The following is a 15,940-nucleotide window of genomic DNA, read 5'->3' as shown; positions in this document are numbered from 1 at the left end:
GCCGACGGGATCAACGGGAGACCGAGAGGGCAAAGTGCCCTGCTTCTGCACGCGGTAACAGCAGAAACAGGGCACATGGCCTCATGAAGTCATTGCGTCCTCACATTCACTCTGATGTCGGGGAAGCGTTTGATGAACTGAGCAAGCACTCCAGTGCATTCTGAACAGATCGCACGCTCAGAATAGATGGTGAGAGTGCCCTTGGAAGTCGGCTTAAGCGACTTGGCGAGCTTCTCGAGTATCTTCCACTCCGAGTCGGCGTCCTTCCACCCTCGGTCGAAGATCGGATCGGTCGGCATCTCCACTGAGCCCGGATACTGATGCTTCCCGCTGACGCCGACGAGCTGCCCGCGCATATCGTCGATATCGTACTGTGCCACGGCGGCGTTCCGGCCTTTGCCTACCTGGTATTTGGCCTTGTATTCCGCCACGAAATCCTTGAGTGGGCAGCTCGTGTTGTGAACGAGTACGGCTGCGGCGCCGGCCGCCACATAGTACGTGTGGATGTTGGCGACCGTCATGTTGTGAACGGTCTGAACGGCGGTCCATCGCTTTACCGCCTGCACCTGCACGAACGTTCCCGCAGAGGTGCGGAGCCACATGCCGGACTTGAGCTCGTCGGCAATGACCCATTTCCGCAGCTCAGGCGCCCAGAATGGATGGTGATCAGTGGCGACCAGGGAGCTGCGCTCGTCGTCCTTGTCAGCTGCGTCGACGCTGATCTGGACGAGATGTTTATCGCCCTTGCTGGTCAGAACTGCGGTGACAGGCTCTGCTCTGGTTTCTCCGGTCTCAGGATCGGTTGCCAGTACCTTATCCCCGACTTTCACTTCCTCGATAGGCTTCTGACTGCCGTCCGCCAGGAGGACTTGCGTGCCCGGCACGAAGCTGTCACAGGGAATCGACTTGGATTCGTGGGGAGTGTCTGGGGTGTGGGGCCTGTTCTTGAACCTGGCGTCGAGTGCAGTATCCAGACAGGCTTCAGCATCCCCCTCCTGCATGCAGGTGGTAGCCGTTTTGGTGTTGTTCAGCCAGCTCCACATGATCAGGATGTAGGTCTTCTCCCAGATGTTGAATCCCTGTCGACACTTCTCTCCCGAACAATCCAGATATACGGTCGGAGTATTAGCGTCCTCTCGTTTCTTGAAATTCTTGAGCATTTGGTCATGCCCGTCGCGGTTTTCCTTGTTCGCTGCCCTGATCTCTTTCTCAGTTCGCGGACAGTTGACGCCCGGCTGACAGTGACCAGGACGCGGCTCGTGCCCGTCGATCTCAATGCGTGAGATGGGGTTGCCGCCGGTGAAGGCGTAGCGGTTGCTGGTCCAGGGATCGAGGCCGAGGCTCAGGTCGTCGAGGGCGCCGTTGTAGGAGTCGAGGTTGAGGAAGCGGTTGAGGCCGGGGTTGTAGTCGCGGAACCCCATGTCGTACATGCCGGTGGAGTTGTCCCAGCGCTTGGCGTTGAAGCGGTAGGGGTTGTACTCCTCCTTGGCGGTGGGGTCGATGGGGTCGGGCTTGTCGACGCCGGTGAAGAGTTTGTCGTCGTTCTTGCCGTAGGCGGTGTAGCCGTAGGTGGCGCGGGTGTCACCGGTTTCGCTGGTGATCTGTTCGACGTCGGTGTGCGGGTTGTAGCCGTAGTAGGAGGACTCCTCCGAACTGTCGGCCTTCACCTTTACCTGTGACAACCGCTCGCCCCAAGGCGAGTACTGGAAGGACTTGACCAGCTTGCCGGCCACTTCCTCGTCCAGGACCTCGCCGGACAGGCCGAGGTAGGAGTAGGTGGTGGTCTTGGCGGAGGCGGTGCCTTCCTTCTCGGTCTTGGTGGTGGTGCGGTCGAGCGGGTCGTAGGTGTAGGTGGTCACCGTCGAGGTGGCGCCGTCGGCGCCGAGCTTCTCGTGTTTGGTGACGTGGTCGAAGCCGTCGTAGGTGTACTTCTCCCAGGTCTTGCCGCCGCCCTGGATGGTGCGCAGCCGGCCGTAGGGGTCGTAGGTGTACGTACTGGTCTGGCCGCCGCTGACGGAGGTCATCAGGCGGTTGCGGTCGTAGGTGAAGGTGGTCTTCCTGCCGAGGACTTCCTCCTCCCACACGTTGCTGTTGGGGTCGTGGGAGTAGGTCTCGGTCTCGACCGGGCCGCCGCCGGTCGGGGTCTTGACGGTCTTGGCGATGCGGTCGCGGGGGTCGTAGGTGTAGGCGTAGGTGTTGTCGAGGTAGGCGCCGGGGCTGTCGGCGTTCTGGATCTTGGCGTGGTCGCTGGCCCGTTGCAGGTTGCCCTGGTAGCCGATGGTGTGCTCGGCGACGATCGCGGCGTTCGGCTTCTTCTCCACCGAGTGGCGCAGGACGCCGGACAGGAAGTAGTCGTAGGTGACGGTGTTGTTGTTGGCCTTGGTCTCGCTCTGGCGTTCGGCGCGCGGGGTGTAGGTGTAGGCGGTGGTCTTGGGTGAGGGGTCGCTGGCCGTCTTCTTGTTGACCACCTGGTTGACCAGGTCACGCACGTCGTAGCCGTAGGTGGCCACCGTCTTGTCGTGGGTGCGGACGGTGACGGCGCTGTTCTCGTTGTAGTCGTAGGTGGTGGTGTTCTTCAGGGCGCCGTCGAGCTTTTCCTGGATCTTCTGGATCTGGTTGAGGTTGGTGTAGGCGATGTCCCACAGGTCGATCTTGGCCGTGGGTGAGTTGTCGTCGATCCGGGTCAGGTTGGCGTTGGCGTCGTAGGCGTAGGAGAAGTCCTTCTTCTCGGTGTCGCTGGCGCCGCCGGTGTCGCGGACGAGTTTGACGGCGTCGGCGGCCAGGGTGCCGTTGGCGGCGTCGGTGAGGGTGATGCTGTGGGCGGTGCCGGCGGTGAAGGTGTAGGAGCCGAGCTCGACCCAGGTGCCGGCGTTCTTGGTCTGGTCGACGACCACGTCGGCGGTGCCGCCGTCGTGCTTGACGGTGTACTTGGCGTTGGTGGCGGTGGCGCCGGAGGGGTACTGGACGGCGACCTTGTAGGTGCCGGCGGTGGGGGTGGTCAGGTTCCAGGTGAAGCTGCTCTGGCCGGTGCCGGCGGGGGCGGTGGCGTAGTCGTAGCCGACGAACCCGGTGGAGGCGGCGACCTGCGGACCAGTGATGTTGGCGGCTGAGGTCGGTGTCCAGGAGCCGGTGGCGACGACCTGGCCGGTGTCGGAGTTGTCCTCCAGGACGACGTCCAGGCCGAGCGGGACGCCGTTGTCGGAGTGGGTCTTGAGTTTGCCGTCGGGGTAGTAGTCCCAGTCCAGCGCGCGCTGGGAGGAGCCGCCCGCGGAGGTGACGGTGCGGTTGGTCTGCAGGCCCAGCTTGTTGTAGTCGTAGGTGGTCTTGATGTCCCACGGGTCGGTGGTGGTCCTGGACCAGCCGTTGTCCCAGTAGGTCATCGTGGTGATGTTGCGGACGGTCTGACCGTGGGAGGGCGGGGCGGAGATCTCCTTCAGCCGGGAGACGTCGTCATAGGCGTAGGTGGTGCTGTCGGGCTTGTTGTAGACAGGGTCGTCCTTGTCGAAGGGGTAGATCTCCTCGATCGGACGGTTCAGCTTGTCGTACCTGGTCTCGGCGATGAAGTCGGTGTCGTCGTCGGCGGTCTCCACGCCGCGCGGGGTGATGGTCTTGGTCCTGTTGCCGACCCAGTCGTAGGCGAACCGGGTGGTGATGTACTTGATGTCGCCGCCGTTGTCGGCGTGCGGGACCTGGGTCTCGATCACGGCGCCGCGCTTGTCGTAGGTGGTGATCGTCTTGTTGTTCTCCTGGTCGGTCTGGCTCACCACCAGCCCGTCCAGGTCGTAGTCGACCGCCGTCACGAACCCGGCCGCGTCCTTGGACGTCCTGAGCCGGTGGTTGAGGTCGTAGGTGGAGGTGGCGGTGTAGTCGGCCGTGTCGGCGGTGGCGTTCTTACGCGGGTCGACGACCTTGACGGTGTTGCCGACGTTGTCGTACGTGTAGGTGATCTTGTGCTGCTTCGCGTTGAGGACGTCGGTCAGCTGGTAGATCGGGTCGTAGACGTAGGTGGTGGTGAAGTCCGCCGCGGTCGCGCCGGACAGGTTGCCCTTCGGCTCGGTCTGGGTCTTGAGGTTGCCGGCCAGGTCCCAGGTGAAGGTGGCCTTGCGCTCCGGTCCGGTGTCGCTGTCCTTGGGCAGCAGCGACTCGGTGAGCTGGTCGGCCGCGTCGTAGGCGGCGGTGGCCACGGCGCCGTTGGGCGCGGTGGACTTGGTGACGTTGTCGTTGCGGTCGTAGACGGGGGCCGAGGTGACGACGAAGTCGTTCTTGTCCTGGTCCTTGGGGACCTTCGACTCCAGCGGGCGCTTGAAGACGTCGTAGGTCTGGCTGCTCTTCTTGCCCAGCGCGTCGGTCACCGACAGGACGTTGCCGCGCACGTCGTAGACCGTTGCGGTGGCCTTGTCGTAGGCGTCGGTGATCGTCTTGGGGTAGCCGGAGGGGTCGTAGTCGCCGAACGTGGTGGCGTTCTGGTTGGCGTCGGTCGACTTGGTCAGCTGGCCGAGCGGGTCGTAGTCGTACTTCGTGGTGTAGTCGTCGACTGCCGCCGTCTCGACGCCGAGCGGGTCGGTGACCGTCTTGAGGTTGCCCTTGGCGTCGTAGCCGAACTTCCACCTGCGGCCCTCGGGCGAGGTCTTCTCGGTCAGGTCGGCGACGTAGCCGTTCAGACCGGACTGGTAGACCAGCGTGGTGGGGTTGGTGCCGTTCTTGTTGGCCTCGGCGTCCTTCAGCTCGAGCGGGAAGCCGGTCTTCTGGTCGAACGTCCAGGTGGTGTACGCCTGGTTGGCCTCGGTCAGCTTGGTGACGTTGTGGTCGGGGTCCCACTCCAGCCTGGTGGGCTCGTTCTTGGCGTTGGTGATCGTCTCGGGCCGGCCGTAGGCGTCCAGCACGTACTTGGTCTGGTTCTGGAGCGGATCGGTGATCGTGGCGTTGATCACGCCGCCTTGGGGGCCGTCCGGGTCCACGTAGTCGAACCTGGTGACGCCGTCGAGCCGGTCGGTCAGCGTCTCGACCTTCCACAGGTCCTTGGGGTCGACCGGAGCCTCGTAGTACTTCAGGTCCGTGTCGTTGCCGCGCGGGTCCGTGACGGTCACGAGCTTGACGTTCTTGTTGCCCTGGGTGGCGTCGTAACGGAAGCCGAACGTCTTGGCGCCCTCGTCGCCGGCACCGTCGATCATGCGGGCCATCAGGCCCTTGTCGGTGTAGGCGAAGGTGACCTTGCGGCCGGCGATGTCGGTGATCGACTCGACGTTGTCGATGATGTGCGGGTTGGTCAGCTTGGTGTCGTCGACGGGCTTCCAGGTCGTGTCGTCGATGTAGGTGTAGTCCTGGCCCTTGGCGTAATAGTCCAGGGTCAGCGTCTTACGACCGGCGGCGTCGGTGATGAACTGCAGGAACTTGGTGGGCTTGTTGTTGGACTTGCGCCGTTCGTAGGTGAACGACATGGTGTTGCCGTTCTTGTCGACGATCGCCGACTGGAAGCCCTCGTCGTCGAAGAAGAACTGGGTGCGGTCCGGCTTGGTGAACACCCACTGGCGGGCCGGGTCGCGCGAGTAGCGATCGGGCGAGGCCGCCGATTCGGGCACGCGCTGCAGGTACAGGTGCACGCCGCGGGGGTGCTTGTAGTCGCAGGTGTTGGGCAGGCAGCTGGTGTTGCCGTGCTTGTCCAGCGTCCAGACATGCGTGGTGCCGTCGCCGTCGGTCAGCCGCACCTGCTCCGGCCATCTCTGGCCGGGCGGCTGGAACTGCAGCTGCGAGCCCAGCTTGGTCAGCGTCGAGGTCTGCAACGACCAGCCGTAGCCGAGCGCGGCGGCGGAGGTGTCCAGGCTGTTGTAGGTGGTGCGGACGAACGTCTGCGCGCCCCGGGAGGGGTTGGAGAAGGCGTTGTAGTTCCACACCACGTTGCCCGCGTACGGGTTGACCAGGGCGGTCGTCCCGGCGCCGGTGTTCTTGCCGGTGTAGGCGTAGAACTTCTCCAGCCCCAGCAGGTCGGAGGTGGGCGAGTCGATGCGGATCTGCTGCGGCAGTTCCGGCAGGTGGTGGGTGGCCGACTTCCAGTTGTTGGTGACCGTGTCCTGGACGTCCCACACCAGTTGAGCGCCCTCGGCCAGGTTGCGCGCGGTCGTGGGGGCCTTGACCTGGGCGTCCACGCTGATGCTCGCACCTGGCGGCAGGTCCGGCAGCGTGGTCCTGAGCTGGGTGTCGGCGGTGGAGATGTCGGTGCCGTCGGGCAGCTTCCAGTGGTACGACAGCTTGGTCGAGGCGCCGGGCCAGGTCTCGGCGGTGGTGTTCTTCACCATGACCGAGATCACGGTGGTCGCGCCGACGTCCAGCCGCTCCGGGGTGCCGGGCGCGTAGAACGAGCTCACCGAGCCGCTCTCGGCGTAGGTGACGGCCAACTTGGGCCGCAGCAGCGGCTCGCTGGTCTCGCTGGACAGGAACTGGGCCGACTGCTTGGCCGTGCCGGCCTCGTTGCCGACCTTGATCAGCAGGCCGTGGTTGGCGCTGGGCGTGGCGGTCCAGGCCTTGGCGGCGTCGGTGACCGTCCAGGGCCGCCAGCCGGCTGTGTCGGTCAGCCCGGTGACGCTGCCCAGCGTGGCCGCGTCGATGTCGCCGCCGGGCGTGGTCCACGGGCTGGTCCAGGTCGCGTTCTCGTCGGATGCCCGGGTGAGCCGGTGTGCGGTGAACGAGGCCCCGGTGCCGGTGGCGGTCGCCTGCCACAGCGACAACTGGGCCTGGCTGATCTGCGCGTCGGCGGGGATCTGGGTGGCGTAGTCGTCGAACCTGATCACGGCGCGGGTGTTGGCCAGGGTCGTGGCGGTGTTACCGGCCTGCAGCCGCTTCTGGCCGCCCACCACGTCGTGCCCGGTCGCCGGCTCGCCCGAGGCCAGGGTGGTGTCGGCCGTGGCGTACAGGGTCTTGGTGACGTAGCCGGGCTTGGGCAGGAACACCCGCACCTTCTGCGAGGGCACCACCTGCCCGTTCTTCAGCACCGCCTCCACCCAGTAGTCGGCTCGGTGGGTGTAGTCCGGGTTGGCGCCGTCTTCCGCGGTGGCGCCGCTGCTGGTGTCGACGTACGAGGTGACCTCCGGCGGCAGCGTCACCACCAGGTCGTCGTAGTCTCCGCTGCTGTTGTTGGAGCTGCGGTTGCAGGCCGACGGGCACATGTGACGCAGCCGGTACTCCACCAGGTCGTCGGCGCTGTCACCGGGGGTGGGATCGGCATAGGCGCTCCATGACAGCGACGCGCCCACCGAGGTGGCCAGCGTCGGCTGCTCCAGCCGCACCGACGGCTTGCCGAACGTCACCAGCAGTCGCGGGTGCGCGAGGGGGTCCACCGTCAGCGGATTGACCGCACCGAAGTCGTCGATCGCCTGGTAGGCCACCCCGCCCACCGGGGCGGTCTTGGCCTCGTTGGCCGCCTTGACCAGAATGCCGCCCATCGGGGCCTCGACGCTGGAGTACCAGCCGTTGACCATCGCGGTCACGTCGAAGGTGTGCCAGCGCGACAGCTCGCCCGGCTGCCGGGTCACGGTCGAGGCGGCGGTGGCGGCGTAGCCCGGCTGGTTGTTCCATGTCGTGCCCAGTGGGTCCCACGTCCAGGAGTCGTCGGTGATCTCGTGCGCGGCCAGCGTCACCGCCGCGCTCTCACCCAGCGCCTGGTCGAAGTACATCTCCAGCGAGGCCTGATCGATTCTGGTGCCGATCGGCAGGGTGCTCGCATCCGGCGCGCCGAAGTACAGCAGCGCCCGGTTCAGCCCCGCCGCCGTCTTGCCGACCGGCAGCTTCCAGGAGTCCGCGTAGTTGGTGGTGGCCGAGGCGTTGCTGACGTAGGTGTCGTAGACCGAGATCGCCCAGTCGTTGACCTTGAGCGTGGGGTCGATCAGCACCGGCCAGGCGCGCTCGGGCGCGGCCAGCCACGCCGCGTCCGGCTTCAGCGTGATCGTCGCCTCGCCGCCCGGGCCCTGGACGAGTTCCTGGGTGATGGCGCCGGTGCGCTTGCCGTACGGCGAGGCGGCGTCGTCCTGACTGTCGATCATGAACGGGCGCGGGATCGTGAAGGCCCGCCTGCCGTTCTGGCCGGCGAACGAGATCGACCCGTCGCCGTTCTGCGTGGCCCGCAGGTCACCGCCGGTTTTGACGGTGAAGGCGAAGCTCGTTCCGGCGGCGGGCGGCTTGGTCAGCCGCAGGTGCTCGGTCACCCCGGAGGCGGTGACCGTGTAGATCAGGTCGGCGCCGTCCCACATGCCGGGATAGGTGACGGTCGAGCCCTTCACCTGCGGGCTGATCTGCCGCGCGTCACCCGGCACGCCGAAGGTGACCTGCCCCTTGCCCAGTGCGATCCGGGCCAGCTTGTCACTCTTGTCACCGAAGCGGGTCTGGAAGCCCGTCCTGTCGTTGCCGTGGACGAACCCGTCCCCTTCGGCCGCCCCGACGCTGGTGTCGATGGGCTGCCACGTCCCGGACGAGTCCTTGAAGTACACCGGCCGGGTGGAGATCTCCGCCTGCGAGCGGCCGTCCTCCAGCTCGTACACGGTGCCGAAGCGGGATCGCTTGCCCGTCAGCTCCTTGACCCGCTTGCCCGGCGGCGGCGCCACCGGCTTCTGCTGAGCGGCCGTATCCCGGCCCGGCAGGGCGACCGGGGTCCGTGCGGGGCGGATCTCGCCCTTCGGATCCTCGGTGAACCAGTCCGCCACCTGGCCGGTCAGCCAGGAGGCCGCCCGGGAGAACAACCCGGGTTCGGTGGGAACGGCCGCCGACGACTGCGCCAGCACCGGCGCCGGCGGAGCCAGGGAGGCCATGAGTACGAGCGTGACCAGCACGGCGACGTGCCGCCGTAACCGATCGTGACGACGGCGGGATCGCGGCTGGACAGGCCGCTCGGGGGATGACCGCGACACAGACACTCCACTTCCGTACGGCCACGAAGGCCGCACATAAAGAGCACCTAAAGGCTCTGCAGAGCAAAACATCCGAATCACGCCACAAAGCGACACAAATGGTCAATAAACACGGAACGCGACTTACCGAAACTTCCGAACAAGCGCTCGCATACGGCCGACACGCGCTCCCCGCTGGGAAGATCCACCCGACGGACGCGATCCAGTCGGCGAACCGTCAAGGTGACTGCCTGTAAACAGCGCAGGTCGTGATCAGCTGTGCGGAGAACCGCGCGATCGGACTCCCAGCAAACTCACAGCAAGCCGGTTCCATCGCCAGGAGGCCCCCAGAGCCCGTCCCACCTGCACGAACGAACCGCCGCTCTCGGCAGGGCCAGTCACACCTGGACGCGAGAGGCGTTGCGCGACGACGTCCCACCGCGACCGAACGCCGGATCGACCTGGCGCCGGTTGCCATAACGGTCAGATCACAGTTGACGGACCGCCCCGCCGATGCGGCAGGAGTTGGCACCCCAGGTCAGCACGACGTTCCGACATGCGATGCGCGTACGCCTTCGCGCGGCGGGATCTTGACGACTTCTGACATCCATGTCTAGATCAATCCGATTTGCCCAGAAAGCGCGGAGGTTGGCCATGACACCGAAGCCGTCCGTACACACGTGACATCCCAGCACTCCCCCACTGCCACAGACCGTGACAGCCGCCGAGCCCAGGCAGCGAAGATCTGCGCAGTCCTGACCGGCATCCTGCTGCTGGGTCTCGCGATCAGCCTGACCGCCCTCCCCGGCATCTCCACCACACTCGACGAGATCAACGACCCAGGCGACACCGCCACCATTCGCCAAGCCGCCAGTGATCTCCACCGCGTGCCCTCGTCGGCCACGCCGACACCACGGGCCGTCGCCGCAGCCGGACCCAGATCGCCGATCGCGTCGCCGCCGGCCACACGATCAGCAGCCAGACCGCGACCGACCACCACCACCAGAACTCCGCGAACCACACACGCCGCCCCGCCCACCGGCACGCACAGCACCAGGACCAGGGCCACCCAGCCGCCCGCCGTCACCGCTCGCCCGACACACCATCGTCACGCCGCTCCGCCCGCAACCGGATCCTCGTCCAGCCCGGCCACACCTCCGCCCGACGTCCCGCGCAAGGCCACCCCGCCGGGACAGACCAGAGAGCCCCCGGGCCAGACCTCGGACAAGACCCACGGCCCGAAGAACGCCTCCACCGACAGCGGCCGTCATCCCTCGAACCAACCGAACTCCCGTGGACGGGAGGACGTCACGTCAGGGACGCCGCCGAGTTTCCCGAGGTGACGCGCGGCATCTGGCGACTGCGGGGAGTACCCCGATCGCGGGGCTCGTCCTCTTCCACGGGGTCGTCACTGGCCTGGAAGCGCAGCCCGTCCATCAGGTGATCGGGCGCGTGCGGGTCGCTGCCCTGCCTGGAGTCGGGCCAGGTGGGCCGGAAGGAGACGATGGCGTTTCCGTCCCGGATGTACTTGAAGCGGTCATGGCCGTTGATGTCCATGCTGAAGCTGAGGGCGTGACGGCCTCCTTCGGTCAGCGACAGCAGGAAGGCATCGTCCGAACGTGCCGGCAGGATGCCCGTCCAACCTCCGGCCACCCGACCGTCGACGAGCAGCCCCTTCCCCGGCACTGCAACGGAACAGGAACTCCATCAGTTCGCCGTCGGACTTCGGGTCGGGGCTGGTTCGGGGTGGACGACGACCGGCATGCCGGCCCGCATCGCGCCGGAGCCATGGATCGATCGGCCGTCATGAGCCTTCCGGAACTCCAGGTGGTGGGTGCCCGCCGGCACACTTCCCCACTTGTAGTACTGCCAGGAGTCGCAGCTGAACCGCGCGGTCGCGCCTGCGGGCCGGAGCGCCCCCCAGTAAGTGGTGGTGCCGTCCGGGCAGGAGTTGTTCCACCACAACTCGACGTCACCGGCCGAGGTCTGGGTCCACTCCCGCGAAAGGACGCGGAAGGCCATGCTGTCTATCCGCGTGGCGAACCCGTATCGGGGATCAGGTGCGGGCGGCGGGGTGTCCATGGCGACGGCCGCTTGCTCTCCCGGCCCCCGAAGGAGGACGAACCCGAGGCCGGCCATCAGCACACCCCCCGCACCGGCGGCGAGGACGAGCCGCCACCCTGGCCTTCGTGGGCCCGCCGTCTCCGCCGCCGGGCGTCCTTGATCTTCGGGGCCAGGCCGGCTGAGCACGCGCCAACGTTCCTCCCACGGCCCGCTCTCGGCCCGCACGCCGTCACGTAGGACTCCACGAACCGCCACGCGGGCAGCTCTGCCGGGTTCAACCGCCGCGAAACGGTGCTGGAGTGATAGCCCATCCGACGGCCGATCTCCTGCAGGGACACCCCGCCCCGCAGCCTGCGCAGGTCGTCCACGAACTCGGCGGTCGGCCCCTGCGACCGGTCGATGGGCTGATCCTTGCGGCCGCCCCGCGCCATCCGAAGCTCCTTTCACCCGCCGGACGTTGTTGCGGTTGTTGCTGCCTTCGTTGCGCAGCTCGAAGCCGCTGACAGGGCTCTCGGCAGGATGTCAGCCTCTGGTTGCGACACGACTGCGGTCGTCGTCTTCCCACCCCCGTCCCGCGAAAGAGGATCACCCATGCCCGAACTGTCGTTCGCCGCCCGTGCGGCCTCCGTCATGGCCATGACCGAGCTCAACCTGGGAGCAGAAGTCCGGCACGACCGTCCTCTCCATCACAATGTGCAACGTCTGGACCGGAAAGCTCAACGTCGGACTCGTCCGCTCACGCTGGGGACGCGATACGCGCATGGACGGCCGCACCCTGACGTGCGCCAAGGGGCAGCGAACCACCTTCAACGTACCCATGGACGGCACGTACTACTTCGTCTTCACCAAGCTGGACGACGACAGGTACTACACGGGAAGCGCCACCATCACCTACCCCGCCTGAACCGCCCCGCCCCTCGGACACCGCACCCACCGCTCACGCCGGGACACGCCGGCCTGTTACGGCCGCTGGTTCAGCGTCTGTGGCTTGAACCAGTCGGGCTACAACAAGCGTCCGCACAAGGCGCTGCTCCCCGAACATCGACGAACGCCGGGTACTCATGGTGATCACCGAACGGCCCGCCCTGCTGATCACCGCGCCGGAAGCTACGTCTTCGTCGAACTGGACGCCTTCCTGGCCGGGCGCGGGGCGCGGCTGCTGCGCCCGTCATGCCGCAACCGCACACCCGGCCCGGACGAGCACCTGCCGGCTTGCTCGTCTAGGTGCTGGTGATCATGATTGCCGCTACTAGTGCGAGGCAGATCCCGGCTATCTGGATCCTGCCCAGCCGCTCGTCGAGAAAGACCCCCGCCAGCAGTAGCGTGCTCACCGGATACAGCGAGGAGAGGGTCGCGACGAGGCTCAGCATGCCCTCCTGTTTGGCGAACAGGAAAAGGATGTTGGCCGCGATGTCGAGCGTTCCCGCCGCGACGATCGGACGGAGGGCCGGGCCACGAGGGCGCATCCCGCGTAGGCCGCCGGAGAGGACCACCAGCAGGAGGATCAGGGTGACGGAGCTGCCCCGGGCCGCCAGCAGCGGCCACAGCCCGCCGGTCGGCGTGGTGGGGATGAGCACGAAGAAGCCGCCGAACCCCGCGCCCGCGGCCAACGCGGTGAGAACCGCCTTCCCCTTCCGGCCCGGCACCTCACTTTCGGGTTTCTCCTTACTGATCAGGACGATGGCGAGGACGGCCATCGCGACCCCGACGAGCGAGAGGGGGTTCGGCCGTTCACCTGCGGCCAAACCGTAGATCGCCGGGACACAGGCGGAGGTCGCCGACGTCACGGCGGCGGTCACCGAGATCGCTCCCATGGTCATCGCGCGGTAGAAGAGGGCCAGCCCCAGGCCGCTGGCCAGGCCGGCCAGGGCGCCTTGGGCGAGCGTCCACGCCCCTGGGGGGCCGGCGGTGAACACGAGCAGCAGAGCGACGGTGGCCGCGCCGGACAGATGGGAGAAGAGCGCCACCGTCAGGGCGGAGACCCTTCTCGCGGCGACACCGCCGAGATAGTCGGCGGTCCCGTAGAGAACGGCGGCGCTCGTTGCCAGAAGGGCAGCCAGCATCAACGCTCGCCTTCCGACCAGAGCGAGTCCATGGTCTCGTGGGTGATGTCCTTGTCCGCGTCGGCGGCGGAGGCGTAGGCCATGTTGATGATCGTCCGGCGGCCGCTTCTGATCTCGTGGACCCGGTGGAGCGTGGTGTCCGTTCTCATCAGATAGAGGTCTCCGGGCATGAGCTCCATGGAGTAGATGGGATTGTCCACCAGCGCCCGGTTGATCTGCGGATTCTCCTTGTTCCACGTGGTACCGGGCACGCATTGAACGAAGCCACCCTCTTCGAGTGGCGGGCACTCGATCACCCAGACCAGCGCGTAGCTGTAGTCGTCCCAGTGCCAGCCGTGGGTGTCACCGTTCCTTTCCAGGACGGTGATGACGAACTGTTCTGGAAGGTAGGGGCACGGCAGGACGCGCTCGCCGGCGATCGCGCCCAGTAAGTCTCTGAGCTCCTGGGACTCGTAGAGCCGGGGAATGACTGTTCCGCGTTCTCCGATCTCGTGCCGTGTCACGTTCCGCATGCGCCGTGGGGTGTGTCCGGTTTCCTTGAAGGACACGTCGCGCCGTACCCCCACCTCGTCGACGAGGGCGAGCGCTTCGCGAGCCACGAGTGCTTTGACGCCGTCCGGCACGAGGAAGGGGGTTTTCGCGTAGCCGAAGCGGTGGAGGTGCTGGCCTGCTCTGATGATGTCGTCCGTGTCGACGGAACGCGGCCGTTCGATGACCGTCGCCTCCTTTCCATGGTCAGGGTTCAGTAGTGCGGCAGAGGGAAGTCGGCGCACAGTCGCGCGACGGCCGCAGAGGCGGAGGACTTCGCGTCCTGGTCGAGCACGAATGCCCGGTCGCCCCGGGCAGTGACGGCCGACAGCACCTGGTCCACCAGCGCCGCGCTGGTTTTCATCTCGGTGGCGCCCATTCCGCGCTGCGATGCGATGGTGCTGCCCAGCCGTACTCCGCTCGCTATGGACGGGGCCCTGCTGTCCCCCGGGATGACGTTTCTGTTGACCAGCACGCCGCACTGTTCCAGCGCGCGTTCCGCCACATATCCGCTCATGCCTTTGCCGACGATGTCGATCATGATCATATGAGTGTCCGTGCCGCCGCTGAGCAGATGGAAGCCACGCCAGGAGAGCTCGTCCGCCAGGGCCTGGGCGTTCGCGACGATCCGCAGGCACGTCTGCCGGAAGCGCGGCTGGACGGCCAGGTCGAACGCCCGCGCCTTGGCCGCCATCGCGCCGGGGTTCGGCGTTCCCTGCGTCATGGGGAACACCGCGCGCTGCACGCTCTCCGCGAGGGTGAGCCCGCTGCTCTCCACCGGCGTATCCGCCTCTCGCCCCAGCAGGATCAGGCCGCCGCGTGGCCCGCCGAGCTGCTTGTACGTGCTCGTCGTCGTCACATGGGCCAGGTCGACGGGGCTGGGATGGCAGCCGGACACCACGAGCCCCGCAATGTGGGAGATGTCGGCCAGCAGGTAGGCCCCCACCGAATCCGCGATCATGCGCATCCGGCCGAAGTCGACGGTCCGCGGGTACGAACTCGACCCGGCGATGATCACCCCTGGCCGATGTCTCAAGGCCAGTTCGTGCGCCGACTCGTAGTCGATGAGCCCCTGATCATCGAGCCCGTAGTGGACGGCCCGGTAATGCCGCCCGGTGATGGAGGCCCGGGCGCCGTGGGTCAGGTGCCCACCCGAGTCGAGTTTGAGGCTCAGCAGCGTGCCACCGGGCGGCAGCAGGCAGGACAGCACCGCGAGATTCGCCGCCGACCCCGAGTACGGCTGCACGTTGGCGTACTGCGCGCGAAACGCGAGGCGCGCGCGTTCGACGGCCAGGCTCTCCACGCAGTCGACGTCGATGGAGCCGGAATGGAACCTCGCGCCCGGATAGCCTTCCACCGTGACGTTCGACAGGCTCGTACCCGCGGAGACGAGGACCGACGGATCGGCGAGGCTGACCGAGGCTACGAGGTTGAGCGTGTTCTTCTGCCGGGCGAGGTCGCGGCCCAGCGCGGCCGCGAGCACGGCGTCGTCCTGGACCAGCCGCTCGTAGCCGTGCTGCAGCAGTTCACTGATCTGCGACAGCTCAGTGAGAACCCGCATGATGCTCCTGTTCGTCGTGGGCGAGGCCGATCGGCCTGAGGGAGAAGCCGCCGTCCATCACCGCGGCCGTGCCGGTGCAGAACGAACCCGTCTCACCGGCGAGGAACGCGACCAGCCGTCCTAGCTCCTCAGGAACGCCGAGCCGGCCGAGCGGTGTGGCGCGCGTGCGCCGACGCAGGACGGAGGCGGTGTCGCCGGATGTCGCTGCCGCTTCCCAGCTGCTGATCTCCAGTGATCTTTCCGTGGCGAACGGGCCGGGCAGCACGCAGTTCACCCGGACACCGTCCGCGGCCACCTCCTCCCCCAGCGTCCTGGCGAATCCCAGCAGGGCCGGTCGCAACGCGTTGGACAGCGCGAGTCCCTGGATCGGCTGGATCGCGGACGTACTGCCGACGCAGATGACAGCCCCGCCGCGCTGCGCCCGCATCAGCGGGATCACCCGGCGGCACCCTCGGACCACGCTGAGCAGCACCGAGTGGAACGCCTCCGTCCAGTCGTCATCCGTCAGCGCGTCCCCGGCCGCCGCGCCGGGCTTCGGACCGCCGCAGTTGGTGACGAGCACGTCCACGCCGCCGAGCATGGTGATCGCCGCGGAGAGGAAGGCGTCGAGCTGGTCCGCGTCCCGCAGATCGCAGGGCAGGGCCGTGACGGCGGGGTGCTTCGTGGAGGAGGAGGTCACGGACCTGCCGCAGACCACGACCTCGCATCCTTCCTGCGCGAGCGCGTCGGCCGCGCCCCAGCCCAATCCACGGGTTCCGGCGAGCACGATCGCCCTTTTCCCGGCCAGGCCGATATTCACAATCTCGACACCCTTTCTCGGAATAGCAGGCCAACACTAAAGGATCAATACC

The 15,940-nt window shown here is 66.9% G+C and carries 9 protein-coding genes; 1 reads left to right on the top strand and 8 read right to left on the bottom strand.

Annotated features, from left to right (window positions below):
* Window positions 1-89: 89 nt before the first annotated feature.
* The 4 genes from ACNF49_RS14755 to ACNF49_RS14740 all read right to left on the bottom strand — a co-directional run bounded on the left by ACNF49_RS14755 (window position 90) and on the right by ACNF49_RS14740 (window position 11,368).
* The gene (locus ACNF49_RS14755; protein ID WP_482944052.1) at window positions 90-8,795 is read right to left on the bottom strand and encodes a DNRLRE domain-containing protein; all 8,706 of its coding nucleotides are present in this window, start codon (window positions 8,793-8,795) and stop codon (window positions 90-92) included.
* Between the two features lie 1,386 nt (window positions 8,796-10,181).
* Entirely contained in the window at window positions 10,182-10,559 is a 378-nt protein-coding gene (locus tag ACNF49_RS14750) for a DUF6461 domain-containing protein (protein WP_482944051.1), read from the bottom strand.
* A gap of 21 nt (window positions 10,560-10,580) precedes the next feature.
* Window positions 10,581-10,895 carry a hypothetical protein gene (locus tag ACNF49_RS14745; RefSeq protein ID WP_357972821.1) on the bottom strand — a complete coding sequence of 105 codons (315 nt, stop codon included), beginning with the start codon at window positions 10,893-10,895 and terminating at the stop codon, window positions 10,581-10,583.
* 116 nt (window positions 10,896-11,011) lie between these two features.
* Window positions 11,012-11,368 (bottom strand): helix-turn-helix domain-containing protein, encoded by a 357-nt coding sequence (locus ACNF49_RS14740; RefSeq protein ID WP_482944050.1) that lies wholly within the window; start codon window positions 11,366-11,368, stop codon window positions 11,012-11,014.
* Window positions 11,369-11,697: 329 nt separating this feature from the next.
* Here ACNF49_RS14740 and ACNF49_RS14735 point away from each other — a divergent pair, with 329 nt between their 5' ends.
* Complete coding sequence (locus tag ACNF49_RS14735) at window positions 11,698-11,841, top strand: hypothetical protein (RefSeq protein WP_482944049.1); 144 nt, start codon at window positions 11,698-11,700, stop codon at window positions 11,839-11,841.
* A 316-nt stretch (window positions 11,842-12,157) separates the two neighbouring features.
* Here the strand turns inward: ACNF49_RS14735 and ACNF49_RS14730 are convergent, their stop codons facing one another.
* Genes ACNF49_RS14730 through ACNF49_RS14715 form a run of 4 tightly spaced genes read right to left on the bottom strand, consistent with a single transcriptional unit; the run spans window position 12,158 to window position 15,888 of the window.
* Window positions 12,158-13,000 carry an EamA family transporter gene (locus ACNF49_RS14730; RefSeq protein ID WP_482944048.1) on the bottom strand — a complete coding sequence of 281 codons (843 nt, stop codon included), beginning with the start codon at window positions 12,998-13,000 and terminating at the stop codon, window positions 12,158-12,160.
* Window positions 13,000-13,773 (bottom strand): HalD/BesD family halogenase, encoded by a 774-nt coding sequence (locus ACNF49_RS14725; RefSeq protein ID WP_482944047.1) that lies wholly within the window; start codon window positions 13,771-13,773, stop codon window positions 13,000-13,002. Before ACNF49_RS14725 ends, ACNF49_RS14730 begins: the two co-directional genes overlap by 1 nt.
* Window positions 13,743-15,089 carry a serine hydroxymethyltransferase gene (gene glyA / locus ACNF49_RS14720; protein ID WP_482944046.1) on the bottom strand — a complete coding sequence of 449 codons (1,347 nt, stop codon included), beginning with the start codon at window positions 15,087-15,089 and terminating at the stop codon, window positions 13,743-13,745. Before glyA ends, ACNF49_RS14725 begins: the two co-directional genes overlap by 31 nt.
* Window positions 15,073-15,888, bottom strand: a complete 816-nt coding sequence (locus tag ACNF49_RS14715; protein ID WP_498702448.1) for an SDR family oxidoreductase — start codon at window positions 15,886-15,888, stop codon at window positions 15,073-15,075. Before ACNF49_RS14715 ends, glyA begins: the two co-directional genes overlap by 17 nt.
* Between the last annotated feature and the right edge of the window lie 52 nt (window positions 15,889-15,940).

The organism is Actinomadura sp. ATCC 39365 (assembly GCF_054392275.1).
This window is presented reverse-complemented; position numbering and strand designations above follow the sequence as displayed.

Bases quoted from the DNA above. Each gene is read 5' to 3' on its own strand.
- ACNF49_RS14730 (WP_482944048.1), bottom strand. From the start codon at position 13,000: ATGCTGGCTGCCCTTCTGGCAACGAGCGCCGCCGTTCTCTACGGGACC.
- ACNF49_RS14735 (WP_482944049.1), top strand. From the start codon at position 11,698: ATGGACGGCCGCACCCTGACGTGCGCCAAGGGGCAGCGAACCACCTTC.
- ACNF49_RS14740 (WP_482944050.1), bottom strand. From the start codon at position 11,368: ATGGCGCGGGGCGGCCGCAAGGATCAGCCCATCGACCGGTCGCAGGGG.
- glyA (WP_482944046.1), bottom strand. From the start codon at position 15,089: ATGCGGGTTCTCACTGAGCTGTCGCAGATCAGTGAACTGCTGCAGCAC.
- ACNF49_RS14755 (WP_482944052.1), bottom strand. From the start codon at position 8,795: ATGGCCTCCCTGGCTCCGCCGGCGCCGGTGCTGGCGCAGTCGTCGGCG.
- ACNF49_RS14745 (WP_357972821.1), bottom strand. From the start codon at position 10,895: ATGGCCTTCCGCGTCCTTTCGCGGGAGTGGACCCAGACCTCGGCCGGT.